Here is a 16,138-nt window from a genome sequence, read left to right on the forward strand (position 1 = left end):
TCAAAAATTGAGACTGCAAAATCTTTGAAAGATTTTGGGCGCTAGATATCGAAACCCGCTTCACGCATCAGTTCGTTGGAGCGGGCTTCAACCCGTTCTTCCAAAATCGCCATAAACTCATCGCGCGGCAAGCCGGGTTCAATGGGATCAAGAAACTCAACAACTGCCAAACCGGGTTTGCGATAGATACCTGTGCGCGGCCAGAAAACACCGACATTTGTGGCAACAGGATAACATGTCTGTGCCATCTGTTCATACAACACGCCCGTTCCTACTTTGTAGGGTTTCTGAGCGCCCGGCGCGACGCGCGTGCCTTGACTGTAGATGATGAGCTGACCCGGCTCGACAAGGCCCTCTTTCACGTCCGCGACCATCTTTTCAATTGCTGCACCGCGCTTGCCACGATCAACGGCAATGCAGTTCAGCAATTTGGCATACTGGCCAACGACCGGCGTCCACAAAATCTGTTTCTTCATGATGAATTTTCCGGCAGGGATGGCCGTGAAAATCATCATGATGTCCAGAAAACTCTGATGCTTGGCCGCGACCAAGCCAGCCTCGCTTGGCGGAGTGCCGCGCACCTCGACCCTGAGGCCCACCATCCAGCGAGCGGTCCAGAAAACCCAGCGGCTATAGGTCTTGCAACACGCATAGGCCCCACGCCGCGAAAACATCGCCCAAGGGGCAAACGCCAGCCCGATTATTGGCATCATCAGGTAGATTTGCCCGACATATAGCAATGATCGTAGCCATTGGATCGGATTTTTCTTTTCGCTCATGTCAAGCTCCGTAGGGTATTTGTCGCGGCAAGGCGCGTGGCCAGAAAGGCTACAACGCCAGCCAGAACCGGAATGAAAAGCAGCAAGAGCCACTGCCCCCCTTGCGGACCAAGGCCCGTTAGAAACCCGCCCTCTTCAGAGGCACTTGGCAAAAATAGCAGGGCCAACGCGCCAAGCACCGTGCCAACAGCCGAGCCTGTCAAAGCCCGCAAGGTAAAGCGGCGCACAAAGGCCTGCGCAATATAAGCATCACGCGCACCAACAAGGCGCATAACCGCGATCACTTGCGCATTCGCCGCCAATGCTGCGTTTGCCGCCAACGTAATCATCGCGCCCGTCGCTACCGCGATCAGCAAGATCGACAGCCAGCCAAGGGTACGCAGCGAGCCCGCCGCAGCCACCAAGGGCGCGCGCCAACGCGCGTGATTGTCCAAGACTGCGCCCGGAACTTCACCAGACAGGCGCAAGCGCAGCCCGTCCCCGTCAAACCCTTGTGCCGTCTCGATGACTTCAATCATTTGCGGTAGGGGCAACGCATCCAACGGCAACTCCGGACCAAACCATGGTGCAAGCAAATCGCGTTGCTCCTCCAAGGTCAGCGCGCGTGCGGATTCAACACCTTCAGTCGTGCGCAATACATTGAGCGCGGCTTCCGTCTGGGCTGCCATTTGCTCAATTGGGGCCGAAATGCGCACTGTCGCGCTGCGCGCCAGTTCTTCGCTCCAACGATTGGCCAAGCGCCCTGACGCTAACGACAGCGCCAGCGCGAAGACCACAAGAAAGGCCATTGCCGCGGCGCTGAAAACAGTAAGGCGCACGGTAAAGCCTGTTGGCGGGACCGCGCGTTCCGCTTGCGCATCGCCAATTGCGAAATCAAGGACTGAACGAAGCGCACTCACAGGTCCGCTCCTGCCAGTTGCAGTCTACGCCCCGAAATGCGCAGCACGCGCGCTTGCACCTGGTTCTTTGCAGCGCGGATCAGACCCAAATCATGGGTCGCGATCATGATCGTCTTTCCCATTTTGTTCAGCTCGATCAGCAATGACAAAAGGCGTTGGGACATTTCCCAATCCACGTTTCCAGTTGGTTCATCCGCCAATATGACATCAGGCGACATGATGATTGCGCGGGCCAGCGCGGCGCGTTGACGCTCACCACCCGAAAGCTCGGGCGGCATCGCATCCGCGCGCGAGGTCAATCCGACCCAGCCCATCAACTCTTTCAGATTCGCATCATCATCAAGCGCCTCATGGTTGCTCACCGTAAGCGGCAGCGCGAGGTTCTCTTTGAGTGTGAGGTGATCCAAAAACTGGCAATCCTGATGCACCACACCGACGCGGCGGCGTGCAAAGGCAATGTCATCGCGGCTCATGCTTCTGACGTCTTCGCCGAAAATCCGAACTGACCCGGACGTAGGCACCAAAGCACCGTAGCAGAGTTTCAAAAACGTTGTTTTGCCAGAGCCAGAAGGCCCCGTTAGGAAATGGAACGATCCCGGTGCCAGCCGCAATGACACGTCATTGAAAAGCTCTCCGCCGCTATAGCTATGGGCAACTGTCTCAAACTCGATCAATCGGTGACCTTTCCTTAGCAACGCCCCAGTGGCGTGCGTTTCCCTGTTGTGCCTGAGCCTGTCGCCGGATTCAATCTCTCCGAGACGGATAGAGCGAATGGGATTTACCATAGCTGCATGTCGTCATATGGTGCGCAGGACAACAACCGGCAGCGGTTTGGGAATTTGCCAAAAAAGGCAGGGTGATACTATGCGTTTGATTTGCCCGAATTGTGGGGCTCAATACGAGGTTCCGACAGAGGTCATTCCGACCGAGGGTCGCGATGTCCAGTGTTCTGCCTGTTCCAACACATGGTTTCAGGCACATCCCGATCACGACAACGCATTGGCGGACGAGGTTGATACACCAAGCGTCGAGGCCGTTTCGCCTCCTCCCGCGCCTCCTTCTGCGCCCGCGAAAGAGCCGCAGGAAATACCGCAAGTCGCGCGCCGCGAGCTTGATCCGCAAGTTTCCGATGTCTTGCGCCAAGAAGCCAAGCTTGAGGCAGCGGCACGCGCTGCCGATCATGGCACCCCACTGGAAAGCCAGCCGGAATTGGGGCTGGAAGCCGCGACCGAGGATGAAGGCACCCGCCGCGCACGCGAAGCACGCGAACGCATGGCACGCATGCGCGGTGAACCTGTGCCGGATGAGGTCGCTGTCGCAGCGGTGACCGCCGCCGCAGGATCGCGCCGCGATTTGTTACCAGATATTGAAGAAATCAATTCAACGCTGCGCTCTTCCGGCGAACGGCGGCGTCCTGCAGAAGCGACTGACGCTGACCTGAGCGGTACAACGCCGCGTGTTCGACGCAAACGCAGTGGTTTCAAGCGAAGCTTTATAATGATGATCTTGGTCGCGGCGATCGCGATAGGTGCCTACGTATTCGGACCACGCATTTCAGCTATGGTGCCAGCAGCCGAACCCTATGTTCAGCAATACACAACACGTGTTGAAAGTGCTCGAACCTGGCTTTCTTCGTCGCTCGACAAGGGGTTGGCCTGGCTTGATAAAATGGCCTCCGAAAACCTCTAAATCATTGATTTAAAAACGATCTAACAACCTTTGCAGGTAGTCGCGCTCGCCCTCTGGCCGTGCGCTTTCGCCGCTGCGCTTGCGAATTTCGTCCAGCAGCTCGCGCGCACGTCGATAGACATCCTCGCCCTGCAGCAGGCCTTCATCGGTCCCCGCCTGCCCGCTTCCACCGGGGCTACGCCCTAGTGGATCACGCTGTGTTCCCCCTTGGCGGCCTTCGGCAGTGCCTTGCTGGCCCTGATTTTGCTCAGACTCGGCCAAGGCCTCGCCTAGGTTTCGCATACCATCACGCAACGCATCCATCGCTTCCGCTTGGCGGTCGATCGCCTCGGGAAGGTCGTTTCGAGAAAGCGCATCGCCTGCGCCCCGCATCGCATCTTCTGCACGCTTCAAAGCCTCGCGGGCCGCATCACCCGCTGCGCTACCCTCACCAGGCAGACCACCGCGCTGACGCTCCAACTCACGGCGCAATTCCTCTTGTCGCTGCGCCAGACCCTGCCCGCCATTTTGGGACTGCTGACCGTCTTGGCCTTGCTCGGACTGCCCTTCGCCTTCGCCCTGACCTTCGCCAGACTGGCCGTCGTGCGATTGCCCTCGTCCCTGACCACCATTACGGCCTTCGTTGCCTTGGCTTTCTCCCGCTTGTGCACCGGGGTTGTATTGTTCTTGCAAGTCACGGAACGCCTGATCGGACAGCCCTTGCTGATTGCGTAGGGTGTCCGCCAAATCTTCCATGGCGCGTTCGCCTTCAGATTGCTGACCCTGACCTTGCTGGCCCTCGGCGACCTGCATGTTCTCCATCAACTCCTGGAGTTCCTGCAAGGCCTGCTCTGCTTCGGCCATGCGGCCTTCTTCCATCAGCTCCTGAATACGGTCCATCATCTTTTGCAGATCGTCTTGCGTCATCTGCATTGCGTTTTCCTGAGATCCCTGCGGCTGTTCGGAATTGTCGCCATTGCGCGCGGCTTCGCGCTGCAATTGCTGAATGTAGTTCTCGTTAGCTTGGCGTAACTCATCCATGAGTTCAGCGATTTCGTCGTCGCTGGCACCGTTTTTCATCGCTTCTGACAAACGTTCCTGCGCCCTGCGCATGCGTTCCAGGGCATCTTCGACATCGCCATCCTCAAGCAAAAGCGCCAAATCCCAAAGCGCCTGCGCTGCTTCATCACGGGCTTCGGCGGTAAAACTATCAAAGCCGATTTGCGTTTCCATACGGCGCAAAATCACTCGCATACGAAGGTAGGCTGTTTCGGATCGGAAAATATCATCGGGCCGATACGAAATCGCACGAAGCATCTGTGACACGCGGGTGCCGTTGCTGCGCGACCACAACAGCCATTGGCGCTGCTCGATCAACGCGCTTGCCAGAGGGTCAAAAAATCGCCGCCCCGGCAGGATCATATGGGTGACGTTCTGCTCTGAGACCTGCCCTTTTGCATCTTTCACGGTCATCGTGAGTAAAACCGGAAGATTGGCGAAAGGGTGCCGGGACAGATCGCCCATTAAGGTTTCGGAAAAGTCGCTGCGATCACCCGAAATGGGCAATGGCAAGTCAAGTTCCACGGTTTCGCGCGGTTCCGGGTCAACACCAAGGCCGTAACGACGCGTCACAGATGCCAGATCAAGCGATATCTGCGCTTTGCCTTCCACAACGTCGTAATCGTCAGAGGCCGCGAAAGGCAGGCTCATGACACCATCCGCTGCACGTTCTGGCGCGCCTGTCACCTCGACGCGCGGCGCGGTATCGGGCGTCACCAGAATATCCCATGTACGTCCGTTTGGACCCGCTATTTCCAAGGTTCCGCTTTGCAAAGCGGTAAAGTTTTGCTCGGGATCAGCCACGCTTCCCGTCTCAACGGTTCGTGCAGAAACGGTTTCCGCCACCGTCAGCGCACCAATTTCGCCGTAAAGCCGCAGGCTAATCTGGCTGCCAACCGGCACTTCGATGCTGGCTTCCTGATCGCTCAGATAGAGGCTTGGCTTGCCCGTATAGCTTGGCGGTTCAATCCAACCTTCCCAAACCGGGCCGCTTGCCAATCCCGTATTGCCTTGCGCGAGGTCGGTCACTGTTGCCACGCGCCAAAGCGATCCAAACAGGACGGCAATGCCCAATAGCAGTGCCGCGACATAGCGCAGTGCAAAAGGGTCAAGCGCAGCAAGGCGGATTTTCGGGCGCACGGCACGTGCTTGCATGGCGCGCTCTGCCATTCTGGCCTGATGTACGCGCCAAACAGCAGCCGATGCCTCGTCTTGCGGACCGATTGCCTGATTGTCGATCAGCGCTTGAATCGGGTGCCCTTTCAGGCTGGCATCAAGCCGCGCCAATGCTTCGATGCGGCTAGGAAGGCGGAACTTGATGAAGCCGCGCAACAAAAACACCACCGCGGCGACGCTGGATACCACCGCGACGGCCCAGATGGCCTCGATAGGTAGGGTTTCGTGCCAGCCCAGCATCAACGTAGCAAGCAAGGCTATAGCAAGGCTCCAAAGTGGCCAAAGCGCACGCGCGGCGCGTTCGGTCACCATTCCCAACCACGTCAACGCCAAAGGCACGCGCAACCGCGCGAGCGCCCTGGTTTGCTCAGATGTGGTCTGCGTCATACCCTGCTCCGTGCTCGAACGGGCAGGATGCGCGCTAGAGCCATTCAGGAATGGTATCGCGATTTATCATTTCGTCAAAGGTCGGACGTGGCCGAATGACAGCGAATTGATCGCCTTTCACCAAAACCTCCGGGATCATCGGCCGTGTATTGTATTCAGACGACATCACCGCACCATATGCACCGGCGGAACGGAACGCGACCAAATCACCTGCATTAAGCGGTGATATTTCGCGTCCTTTTGCAAAGGTATCGCCGCTTTCACAGACGGGCCCGACGACATCATAGGGGCGCGGCAAGGTGCCTGCCTCTGGCTCAATGACGGGGATGATATCGTGATAGGCATCATACATTGCCGGGCGGATCAAATCGTTCATTGCCGCGTTTATAATAAGAAATTCGCGATCTTCACCCGATTTAACATAGATCACCTCACTGACCATGAGGCCCGCGTTTCCAGCAATCAAACGACCCGGTTCAATTTCAATCTCGCAGCCAAGATGGCCAACGCATTTCTTAATCAGCGCTCCGTAATCTGTTGGCAGCGGCGGCGCTTCATTCGTGCGTGCGTAGGGAATGCCAAGCCCGCCACCAAGGTCCAGACGCGTGATTTCGTGGCCATCGGCACGAAGTTGCTCAGTCAGATCCGCAACTTTGTTATAGGCCGCTTCAAACGGTGCAAGATCGGTCAATTGGCTACCGATATGTACGTCGATTCCGATGACTTTGAGGCCTGGCAAAGAGGCCGCCAACGCATAGACTTCGCGGGCGCGGCTGATTGGGATGCCAAATTTGTTCTCGGACTTGCCCGTCGCGATTTTCGCGTGGGTCTTCGCGTCTACGTCAGGATTTACGCGAATTGTAATTGGCGCTTCAACGCCCAACTCTGTCGCGATCTCGGAAATGACATGCATTTCTGGCTCGCTTTCCACATTGAACTGGCGAATGCCGCCACTCAGAGCCATGCGCACTTCGTCGCGGGTTTTCCCGATGCCAGAGAAAACAATGCGATCACCAGCAACGCCCGCAGCCTTCGCGCGCGCGTATTCGCCGCCAGATACAACGTCCATTCCTGCGCCAAGCGCGGCAAGTGTCTTGAGAATCGCTTGGTTCGAGGCCGCTTTCATCGCGTAGCAAACCAAATGGTCGATGCCGTCCAATGCCTCGTCAAACAGTTTGAAATGACGTTCAAGCGTCGCCGTTGAATACACATAAAAAGGCGTGCCGACGCTCGCAGCTATTTCGCTGATCGGCACATCTTCGGCGTAAAGCGCGCCGTCGCGATAAAGAAAATGATCCATGCGCGCGTGAGTACTGACAATCACGCGCGCAATCAATCGCTATTGAGTCCACATGGCGTCAACTTTGAAGATAACGCGTTGGGGCCACAGCTGGTGCAACCAGCTTTTTCCAGCCCTTAAACTTGCTGTTCTTTGCGAAGCTTCTTGTAGTGTTCCGTGCGCGTTTTCAAGATGGCTTGCGTGCGCGCTTCAACCCTGTCGAAAACAGGTGAAAAGTCGTCATTGTTGATCCCACGATCATGGGCCAATTGATAAAGTGTATGGAATGGGTTCGCGTTGCACTCAATGATAACGGGACCATCTTCCCCAACTGCAATATCCCATCCGAAAACTCCAAACTCGGGGAATAGGCTGTGACCTTGGCACGCAACCTCTTTCACCTTGTCCCAATGGGGCACTTGGAAGCCGGCAAAACTTTTGCCCGAAACCGGGTGCTGTTCCAGAATTTGACGATCCAGACCAGCGCCTGTGATCGCATGGCTCACTTTACCGTTGTCGGCATCAACTGCACCCAGCATCGAGCCAGACTGCCAGAAGTTATCGGACATCGCTTTGGGTGAAGGAATTTTCCAGACCGCATAAAGCACGCGAGGCGCACCCTCTTCAATCACTGTCACCACACGCATCGTGCCAACTGCTTGTCCAGCCAAAGCTGAAACCGATTTGTGTTGCTGCACAGCGCTTTGAAAGGTGAAGCCTTCTGGGTAATCGTTGATAACTTCATGTGCGAAGGCATCAATATCAAACGATTTTCCATTGCCCATTTCAATGAGCCCTTTGTCCGCATCAATGCCCGTCAGCAAAGCGGAACCAACTGATTTGGAACCTTCTAGCGGCTTGGCAAAAACGGGATAACGGGCCTCGGATTTCAAAAAATTGGACACATCTGCGGGTGTGCGCAACGTGTTGATCGCGCCAAAGCCGCGTTCAGGATGCGCAACCGCCTGTGTTTCTGTCGTGGGCAAATCCATTCCACGCAGCATCGTCGTGTAGAGAACCTTGTCGCGGATGAACGAACGCTTATCGCCCAGCTTGCTGGGAGAAAGGCGCAGGTTCAGCTTGTAGCTACCCTTTTCACCGACGAACTGAAGCTTTTCTTCAGCAGTCAAATCCGTGCGATAATGTTGCGCGGCATAGTATTCCCCGAAAGAAATCCCTGCCTTGCGATCCAGTTTGAACATCTCGCGCATTTGTTTGATCGGACTAACGCCAAACTGGCGCGCGACCTCAACAATCATCTTGGACGCTGGCATGGCCGCTTTTTCAGGTGCGGCCAGTAGCGCCTTTTGCGAGTGGATCTGGGATGCGTCGATGCTGCTCATGGGATTACCCTCTGTGTTCATTGCCTGCTCACAGAAAGAAATGGGCGTCAATTGTGCCGAAACTTGGGCAATTCACGGCCTAAATTGGGAAAATACATCGAATTTGAACGTTCTGTTTCCAAAATCGCACGAATTGAGCTCACACAACCGGCCGCGTGCGCAAAAACAGATAGAGCGGCAGTCCACAGCTTACGCCAATGCAAAAGGTCGCGGGGATCGCAATCAGCGCACTCCAGTTACGCCGCGCGAAAACTTCAGCCAAAATCCAGATTGTCAGCGCAATTGCCGCGATAGTCAGGTCCCAGACAAGTCCTGAACTGGCCGCATTCGTATGCCATGCCGCAAGCATCTTTGCGATATCCCAGCCCTCAAGCTGGAACCATTGAACAAAATAATACATCGGGTGGATTGCGCCCCAAATTGCCAGCGCCAGATAGATCATTCGCAACATCGACATCTCGGATCGCTCTCCTCACGCGGCGGGCGTTGCCGCTTTTTCTGCCTTTGGCTCTGGTTTTGTCGGCATCCCGTCGGCCCCGCATGCCGCGAGAAGCGCGAGCACGCTCAACATGCCAATCAAGCGGATCATCCTACAATTCCCCGCCAACGTGCTACCTGCGCGCGAACTTGACTTGGCGCAGTGCCACCATACGACGTGCGCGACGCAACAGAGGCATCGACAGTTAGCACCGAAAACACATCCTCTGTGATCGCGCTATGAACTGACTGCAACTGCTCCAATGTCAAATCAGGTAGATCGCAGCCTTCTTTTTCGGCCAAGGCCACAAGCGATCCGGTCACATGATGCGCATCGCGGAACGGCATATTGAGTGCGCGCACACACCAATCCGCCAGATCGGTCGCTGTTGAAAACCCAGATCCAGCCGCCGCGGCCAGACTTTCACGGTTCGCGGACATATCGCGCACCATTCCGTCCATGGCCGCCAGCGCAAGCATCCAGTTGTCCGCGGCATCAAAGACCTGCTCTTTGTCTTCCTGCATGTCCTTGGAATAGGCCAGTGGCAGGCCCTTCATCACCATCATCAGCGCGGTATTGGCACCAAAAATGCGACCGATCTTGGCGCGGATCAATTCCGCAGCATCGGGGTTCTTTTTCTGCGGCATGATAGAAGACCCCGTCGAAAAGCGATCCGACAGCGCCACGAAGCGGAACTGCGCAGAGGACCAGATCACCAGCTCTTCCGCGAGGCGGCTCAGATGCATTGCACTGATCGAAGCGGCCCCGAGAAAATCCAGTGCAAAATCGCGATCACTCACCGCATCAAGCGAATTCGCACTGGGACGATCAAAACCAAGCGCTTTCGCGGTCGCATCACGATCAATCGGAAAGGAAGTTCCCGCCAATGCCGCCGCGCCCAGCGGGCTTTCATTCATCCGCACGCGCGCGTCGCGAACACGCGACAGATCACGGCCCAGCATTTCCACATAGGCCATCATATGATGCCCCCATGTGACGGGCTGCGCGGTTTGAAGATGTGTAAATCCGGGCATCACCCAATCTGCGCCCGCTTCGGCCTGATCCAGCAAACCGCCAATCAATGACAGAATCGCGCCCTCGGCCGCATCAAACTGATCGCGCACCCACAGCTTGAAATCCGTCGCCACCTGATCGTTACGCGAACGCGCTGTGTGCAATCGCCCCGCAGGCTCGCCCACAATTTCTTTCAAGCGCGCTTCCACATTCATGTGGATATCTTCCAAAGCTGCGGAATATTCAAACGTACCGCCTTCAATTTCTGACAAGACCGTGAGCAGGCCTTCCCGAATGGCCTTAGCGTCGGTATCTGTGATGATACCTTGCGCAGCCAACATGCTTGCGTGAGCGCGAGAGCCGTCGATGTCCTGACGCGCCATGCGCTTGTCAAACCCGATAGAAGCGTTAATCGCTTCCATAATTGCATCGGGTCCGGCAGCGAAACGGCCGCCCCACATCTGGTTCGAAGAAGAATTGGTCATGAGCCTACCCTTGGAGGGAAAATGAGAAAACGTGTTGCTGCGATGATGTATACCGCTCTGCTGATGGGTGCAAACCTTGCTCATGCCGATATGAGCGAAATTGCCGCGATGCGGAGCGGCGAGATGATGAAACTGAACTTCCATTCAGAGGCAAAGCCGGTTTCAACGCAAAGCTACATCAAAGACGACGGCTCCGAAGCGGTCCTTGCAGATCACACAGGAAAAGTTGTGTTACTGAATTTCTGGGCAACGTGGTGCGCGCCCTGCCGCAAAGAAATGCCCATGCTGTCCGAGCTACAAACAGAACTTGGCGGCGAAACGTTCGAGGTCCTGACACTGGCAACAGGGCGGAACGCGCCGCCAGCAATGAAAAAATTCTTCGCGGATATCGGCGTCGATAACCTTCCCCTCCACCGCGATCCAAAACAAAAGATCGCGCGCGATATGGGGGTGCTCGGCCTGCCAATCACAGTTATCCTTGATAAATCGGGCCAGGAGATCGCCAGACTTCGCGGGGATGCTGACTGGTCGTCGGACAACGCCAAAGAAATCCTGCGCGCACTCATCACACAGGCGCAGAACGACAGCTAATCCAATCTTCTCTGGTCCCTAAATACCTCGGAGTTTGAGGCAGCGCCTCAATCCGTTCACCCCTCTGGGGTGAACTAAAACTGCGCGCCCCTTGGGGCGCACATTAGGATTATGCAGCGTGATGCGTTAGAATTGCCGCTTCGGACTGCGAAAGAATACGCCGCGCATATCCGCCGTAGCTGTTAGGATCAGCTTCCAACCTGTCATTTACAAGTGCCAAACGCGCACGATCCTTGTCTGGTATTGTAGACAAAGCCGTTGAAGCAGGATGGAAACTTTCGGTTTCCACACCATTTGCTATAATAATCTGATGGCTGGGCAGCATCAGGTGAATATAGCAAACCTCTTTCACTTGCGTATCAATTGTCACTGTTGATCCATTTACCAGATCTTTGGCGGCAACCAGCACTTCGGACGTGTTGAACAAATCACGCGCGATTACGCCGCGCACAAGCATTCGGTGGTTTGGCGAGACCAAAAACTCCTGATCCGGCTTTTCGACACCCAAAGCGCCAGCCCGGATGCGGATCGGGCGCAGTTGCGGCATTGCAAACAGGCGTGCACCTGTCATCCGGCGTGCACCAATCCATTGGATATCCTGCGCGCCGCTATCACGGGTTTGCAAACGATCCCCTTCACGCAGGTCTTCAACCAACCGCGCGCCGTCAGGTGTTTCAATCATTGTACCAGGCGTAAAACAGATTACGCCGCCAGACGAGGCCGACACCATGTTGTGACTTTGAACGTCAATCGTGTGATGCACGACCCAAAGATCAACATCTTTGGGCGGCATTTCATCAAGAAACATCAACAAAGGCGCTTTGCTGCCTGCCACATCAATTACAGTGATCGTGTAGCTTTGCGCGCCATCAGTCACAACAAATCTGCTGTCACGGATCGGGTGCTCTACGTCAACACTGTCCAAATTCTTTACGTCTGTGAGCGCTGCACCAACAAGTTTGCGCACCATTTTTGCCGCACGCTTGCGAATACTCGCTTCACCATCTGCCTCATCTAGTCGCAATAGCTCGGAAGGGCCGTCAACGCGCACCGCGTCACCGCTCCAAGCCCAGGCCATACCCACATCAAGAGACTGCAGTGGAACAGCCCCCATACCATCTAACTTTGTTTGCGACCATGAAATGACAAACGTGCCTCGAAAGCCCGTTTTCATACTCTAGTCCTGCCTCGTTCTTCTTTTATTATTACCAAAAGGTTAACAAACGAAGCTAATGCAGGAAAGAATTATAAATCGCGCATCTTGAGATTGTGGCTAGAATGTCTCAGAATTTCAGGGCAAGCCGAATAGAGCCAACAACCTGCGGGTCTTTTTGGCTGATGTGTTCCCGCCCAAGATAGGTCACACCAAAAAAGCCATGACTTTTCTTGCTTTGCCAATGCACCCCTGCGCGCGCGCGATCGCGCGTGTCGGTCAATGTAAAACCGCCGCTGCTTGGAAGATAGGCGCTTTCGGATACCAGTGCCATGTCTGCACCCAGCACGAAAGAAACGCCGCCCGCGCCATTCAGGATCGTGCGGTAGCGTTGCCCGGTGATCCCGTCACGCACCATTAGATCGCTGCTGGTCAATTTGCCTATCTCGAAATCCACGCCCGCGCGTGCAAGTGTTTCCACGCCTGCGCGTGCCTCGATAAAGGGACGGATTTGCGACCGTGTACCGATTTCAAACGGACGACCCATCTCCACCACGACACCGGGATATAGTTTATTTCCAATCTGCGCCGACCGTGTGGCAAGCGACGGTGGCGCGACACCGATCCCGTCATGCAAGGCTGTCTGAAATTGATCGAGGCGCGTCTGCGGGCCCGTGGCGACCAGTTCACCCCCCATAGCGATCTCATAACCAGATTGCTGATAATGGGTATGTAAACCTAAAGAAACCGAGCCTGCGAAAGGGCGATCGCCCGCGGCTGGCGTTACAAGATCATCGGGGGCTTTAATATCCGCTTGCAAGCGAAACTCTAGAAATTCGCCCGCTCGCTCGGGCAATTTTCCGCCCCATGCTTTGCCGAAAATCCGGCTGGAAACGTATGAGCCCGTTTGACCGCGATCTTTCAAATCACCGAGAAAGTCGTTGTTGACCAAACGGCCATAGCCAAGCTGAACCATTCCTTCCGCACTCGCCCCGAGGGGGGCAAACATTGCAGAACCGATACATATGATCCTTAGGGTTCGAAGTATTGCGCGCATTTGTGTCATTCCCATCTCGCCCCCAAGGCTTTTCGCTCATACGTGTTTTGACCGCGTCACGCCAGTATCGATCACAATCAGACCGTGCGTGTCTTGCGTCTGTGTCAATTCAGCCGCGCCAGAACCTCGACATTTCATTTGTCTTGGCCACGTCGCCACATCCGCCTCATACGGGTAAAACATGACATCATTTTGGCAAGCGGTCAGGAAACTGGCAGCGCTGTCGTCTTAAAGACCGTTCGCAAGGCGAAAGAGCTTTGCATCTGAGCGACACCAGGCAGCCGTGCGAGATATTGGCGGTGGATACGGGCAAAGTCTTCTGTATTCTCTGCCACAACCTTGAGCAGGTAATCCGCGCTGCCGGCCATCAGGTGACATTCCAGCACATCTGGAATGCGAGAGACTGACTTTTCGAAGGCATCCAGAACGTCATCGGCCTGTGCGCGCAGCGTGATCTCGACAAAAACGGTTGTTGGCACGCCCATCTTGCGCGCATCCAAAAGCGCTACATAATCACGAATATACCCATCGGCCTCCAAGCGCTGAACCCTTCGGTGGCACGCCGAAGGAGACAGATTTGCCTTTTCGGAAAGCTCCGCATTCGACATGCGGCCCTGCTTCTGCAATGCGATCAGAATACGCTTATCCGTTGCATCTAGACTCATTACGCAGATTCCTTGGCTTAGTTCACATTATGTTTCGAAGAATAGTGCAACAATAGAACAAATTGCGAGTGATATTTCACAGCACTTGCAGTCTGCATTCGGCAATCTCATTTCAAATCGCAAGGGAGGAAATGCGAAATGAAAATTGGATGCCCCACTGAAATCAAGCCACAGGAATTCCGCGTTGGCATGACGCCGAATGCAGCGCGTGAAGCCGTCGCACACGGTCATAGCGTTTTGATTCAAAGCGGCGCTGGCGTTGGCGCAGGCTTTCCCGACGAGGACTATGTAAGCGCAGGTGCCGAAATTGCCGCAACTGCGGCCGACGTTTTCGCCGGTGCCGACATGATCGTGAAAGTGAAAGAGCCGCAAGCAGGCGAGCGCAAGATGCTGCGCGAGGGTCAGATCCTCTTCACTTATCTGCATCTTGCCCCGGATCGCGCACAAACCGAAGATTTGATTGCTTCTGGCTGCACAGCCATCGCCTATGAAACAGTCACGGACCGCAATGGCGGGCTTCCATTGCTTGCCCCCATGTCCGAAGTTGCGGGCAAGCTGGCCCCACAGGTCGGCGCATGGACGTTGCAAAAAGCCAACGGCGGGCGCGGCGTTCTGATGGGCGGCGTTCCTGGCGTTGGACCGGCAAAAGTTGTTGTGATTGGCGGCGGTGTGGTCGGCACCCATGCAGCACGCGTTGCAGCAGGCATGGGCGCGCAAGTGACGGTGCTGGATCGCTCGCTACCCCGCATGCGTTATCTGGATGATATCTACAGCTCGATTTTCAAGACCAGCTATGCCAGCGCCGGCAATACCGCCGAATTGGTCGCCGAAGCCGACATGGTGATCGGCGCGGTTCTGATCCCTGGCGCTGCCGCACCCAAGTTGATTTCACGAGAGCAACTTGGAACCATGAAGCCGGGTGCTGCGATTGTTGATGTCGCGATCGATCAGGGCGGGTGCTTTGAAACGTCCAAAGCGACGACCCACCAAGACCCGATCTACGATGTGGACGGGATCATGCATTACTGCGTCGCCAACATGCCAGGTGCCGTTGCGCGCACATCTACAATCGCGCTTGGCAACGCGACAATGCCTTTCATGCTCGCGCTGGCGGACAAAGGATGGAAGCAAGCCTGCGCTGACGATCCACACCTTTTAGAGGGTCTGAACGTTCACGCAGGGAAGTTGACCTATTTCGCTGTTGGCAAAGCACTGGGCATCGATGTGACTTCGCCGCAGGTCATCATCAAGTAACGCAAAAGGGCGGCCCGTATCTGGGCCGCCCTTTTTTGTAACGATGTAAGTAACGATTACTTCTTCAGCGCGTCACGGATTTCCATCAGAACGTCCATTTCAGTTGGACCTGCTGGCGCTTCTGGCGCTGGCTCTTCCGCTTTCTTTGTTTTGTTCACTGCCTTTACGAGCATGAATACAACAAAGGCGATGATGACGAAGTTAATGATCGCAATAATGAAACGGCCCCAAGCGAAGACAGCGGCACCCGCTTCTTCTGCTTCTGCGATAGAGGCAAACTCGCCTTCACCCAACAATGTGTACTGGCTTGCAAAGTCGATGCCGCCCATGAACAAGCTGATGATCGGATTGATAAGATCGCCAACAAGCGACGTTACGATCGCCGTGAAGGCCGCACCGATGATGATACCGACCGCCATATCCATGACGTTGCCCTTGGCGATGAAGTCTTTGAATTCTTTAATCATGAAAGTCCCCTAAGTTCTCTTTACCTGTAAGATGCGCTTGGTTTTATTTTACATTTGCGCACGCACATTATGGTGATTTCGCACAGCTTTGATACTGTTTTAATGGGAAAATAGGCTTAAGTTCGTCATATCTTCAGAGGAGAAAGTTGTGAGCACCCTTAGCCAATTCGACATCACCAAACGCTGGCCTGCAAAAGATTCAACAAAAATACAGCTTTATTCGTTTCCAACGCCAAACGGCGTCAAAATCTCCATTGCTTTGGAAGAGCTTGGCCTGCCATACGAGCCGCATCTTGTTACGCTTTCGGACGCAGACGTGAAAAGCGCGGAATTCCTTTCTCTTAACCCGAACAACAAGATTCCGGCCATCATAGACACCAACGG

General features: G+C 55.3%; 17 protein-coding genes. 4 read left to right on the plus strand and 13 right to left on the minus strand.

Features of this window, described 5'->3' with window-relative positions; all coding sequences use genetic code 11:
• Positions 1 to 41 precede the first annotated feature (41 nt).
• Genes WBC85_RS09875 through WBC85_RS09885 form a run of 3 tightly spaced genes read right to left on the minus strand, consistent with a single transcriptional unit; the run spans position 42 to position 2,352 of the window.
• Positions 42 to 779: a lysophospholipid acyltransferase family protein gene (locus tag WBC85_RS09875; RefSeq protein ID WP_424436071.1), complete on the minus strand. Its 738-nt coding sequence runs from the start codon at positions 777 to 779 to the stop codon at positions 42 to 44.
• Positions 776 to 1,678 (minus strand): cell division protein FtsX, encoded by a 903-nt coding sequence (locus WBC85_RS09880; RefSeq protein WP_424436074.1) that lies wholly within the window; start codon positions 1,676 to 1,678, stop codon positions 776 to 778. The genes WBC85_RS09875 and WBC85_RS09880 overlap by 4 nt, the downstream gene beginning before the upstream one ends.
• Entirely contained in the window at positions 1,675 to 2,352 is a 678-nt protein-coding gene (locus WBC85_RS09885; protein WP_424436077.1) for a cell division ATP-binding protein FtsE, read from the minus strand. Before WBC85_RS09885 ends, WBC85_RS09880 begins: the two co-directional genes overlap by 4 nt.
• 190 nt (positions 2,353 to 2,542) lie before the next feature.
• Here WBC85_RS09885 and WBC85_RS09890 point away from each other — a divergent pair, with 190 nt between their 5' ends.
• A complete protein-coding gene (locus WBC85_RS09890) occupies positions 2,543 to 3,367 on the plus strand; it encodes a zinc-ribbon domain-containing protein (protein ID WP_424436080.1) in 825 nt (274 codons plus the stop codon).
• Positions 3,368 to 3,376: 9 nt separating this feature from the next.
• On the opposite strand, the gene WBC85_RS09895 is transcribed toward WBC85_RS09890, so the two are convergent.
• The 6 genes from WBC85_RS09895 to argH form a co-directional block, all read right to left on the minus strand.
• Positions 3,377 to 5,968 carry a TIGR02302 family protein gene (locus WBC85_RS09895; RefSeq protein WP_424436083.1) on the minus strand — a complete coding sequence of 864 codons (2,592 nt, stop codon included), beginning with the start codon at positions 5,966 to 5,968 and terminating at the stop codon, positions 3,377 to 3,379.
• A gap of 34 nt (positions 5,969 to 6,002) precedes the next feature.
• Positions 6,003 to 7,268 carry a diaminopimelate decarboxylase gene (gene lysA, locus WBC85_RS09900; RefSeq protein WP_424436086.1) on the minus strand — a complete coding sequence of 422 codons (1,266 nt, stop codon included), beginning with the start codon at positions 7,266 to 7,268 and terminating at the stop codon, positions 6,003 to 6,005.
• Positions 7,269 to 7,384: 116 nt separating this feature from the next.
• Positions 7,385 to 8,590 (minus strand): sugar-transfer associated ATP-grasp domain-containing protein, encoded by a 1,206-nt coding sequence (locus WBC85_RS09905; protein WP_424436089.1) that lies wholly within the window; start codon positions 8,588 to 8,590, stop codon positions 7,385 to 7,387.
• A 139-nt stretch (positions 8,591 to 8,729) separates the two neighbouring features.
• The gene (locus WBC85_RS09910) at positions 8,730 to 9,047 is read right to left on the minus strand and encodes a DUF2834 domain-containing protein (protein WP_424436092.1); all 318 of its coding nucleotides are present in this window, start codon (positions 9,045 to 9,047) and stop codon (positions 8,730 to 8,732) included.
• A gap of 15 nt (positions 9,048 to 9,062) precedes the next feature.
• Positions 9,063 to 9,179, minus strand: coding sequence for an argininosuccinate lyase (locus WBC85_RS09915; RefSeq protein WP_424436095.1), 117 nt, complete (start codon positions 9,177 to 9,179; stop codon positions 9,063 to 9,065).
• On the minus strand, positions 9,176 to 10,567 hold the full coding sequence (argH, locus tag WBC85_RS09920; protein WP_424436098.1) for an argininosuccinate lyase: 1,392 nt from the start codon (positions 10,565 to 10,567) through the stop codon (positions 9,176 to 9,178). The genes WBC85_RS09915 and argH overlap by 4 nt, the downstream gene beginning before the upstream one ends.
• Positions 10,568 to 10,588: 21 nt before the next feature.
• Here argH and WBC85_RS09925 point away from each other — a divergent pair, with 21 nt between their 5' ends.
• Positions 10,589 to 11,158 (plus strand): TlpA family protein disulfide reductase, encoded by a 570-nt coding sequence (locus WBC85_RS09925; protein ID WP_424436101.1) that lies wholly within the window; start codon positions 10,589 to 10,591, stop codon positions 11,156 to 11,158.
• Positions 11,159 to 11,267: 109 nt separating this feature from the next.
• Here the strand turns inward: WBC85_RS09925 and WBC85_RS09930 are convergent, their stop codons facing one another.
• From WBC85_RS09930 to WBC85_RS09940, 3 genes are all read right to left on the minus strand, one after another.
• The gene (locus tag WBC85_RS09930) at positions 11,268 to 12,332 is read right to left on the minus strand and encodes a Hint domain-containing protein (protein ID WP_424436104.1); all 1,065 of its coding nucleotides are present in this window, start codon (positions 12,330 to 12,332) and stop codon (positions 11,268 to 11,270) included.
• 109 nt (positions 12,333 to 12,441) lie between these two features.
• Complete coding sequence (locus WBC85_RS09935; RefSeq protein WP_424436107.1) at positions 12,442 to 13,368, minus strand: lipid A-modifier LpxR family protein; 927 nt, start codon at positions 13,366 to 13,368, stop codon at positions 12,442 to 12,444.
• Between the two features lie 203 nt (positions 13,369 to 13,571).
• Positions 13,572 to 14,033: an Lrp/AsnC family transcriptional regulator gene (locus tag WBC85_RS09940; protein WP_424436110.1), complete on the minus strand. Its 462-nt coding sequence runs from the start codon at positions 14,031 to 14,033 to the stop codon at positions 13,572 to 13,574.
• A gap of 138 nt (positions 14,034 to 14,171) precedes the next feature.
• On the opposite strand from WBC85_RS09940, the gene ald reads away from it, so the two are divergent.
• The gene (ald, locus tag WBC85_RS09945) at positions 14,172 to 15,287 is read left to right on the plus strand and encodes an alanine dehydrogenase (protein ID WP_424436113.1); all 1,116 of its coding nucleotides are present in this window, start codon (positions 14,172 to 14,174) and stop codon (positions 15,285 to 15,287) included.
• 56 nt (positions 15,288 to 15,343) lie between these two features.
• Here the strand turns inward: ald and mscL are convergent, their stop codons facing one another.
• The gene (mscL, locus tag WBC85_RS09950) at positions 15,344 to 15,754 is read right to left on the minus strand and encodes a large conductance mechanosensitive channel protein MscL (protein WP_424436116.1); all 411 of its coding nucleotides are present in this window, start codon (positions 15,752 to 15,754) and stop codon (positions 15,344 to 15,346) included.
• A gap of 148 nt (positions 15,755 to 15,902) precedes the next feature.
• Here mscL and WBC85_RS09955 point away from each other — a divergent pair.
• The coding region (locus WBC85_RS09955) for a glutathione S-transferase N-terminal domain-containing protein (protein ID WP_424436119.1) at positions 15,903 to 16,138 on the plus strand (236 nt) is incomplete at its 3' end.

It is taken from the genome of Planktotalea sp., assembly GCF_049680325.1.
In the GTDB taxonomy this organism is placed as follows: domain Bacteria; phylum Pseudomonadota; class Alphaproteobacteria; order Rhodobacterales; family Rhodobacteraceae; genus Planktotalea.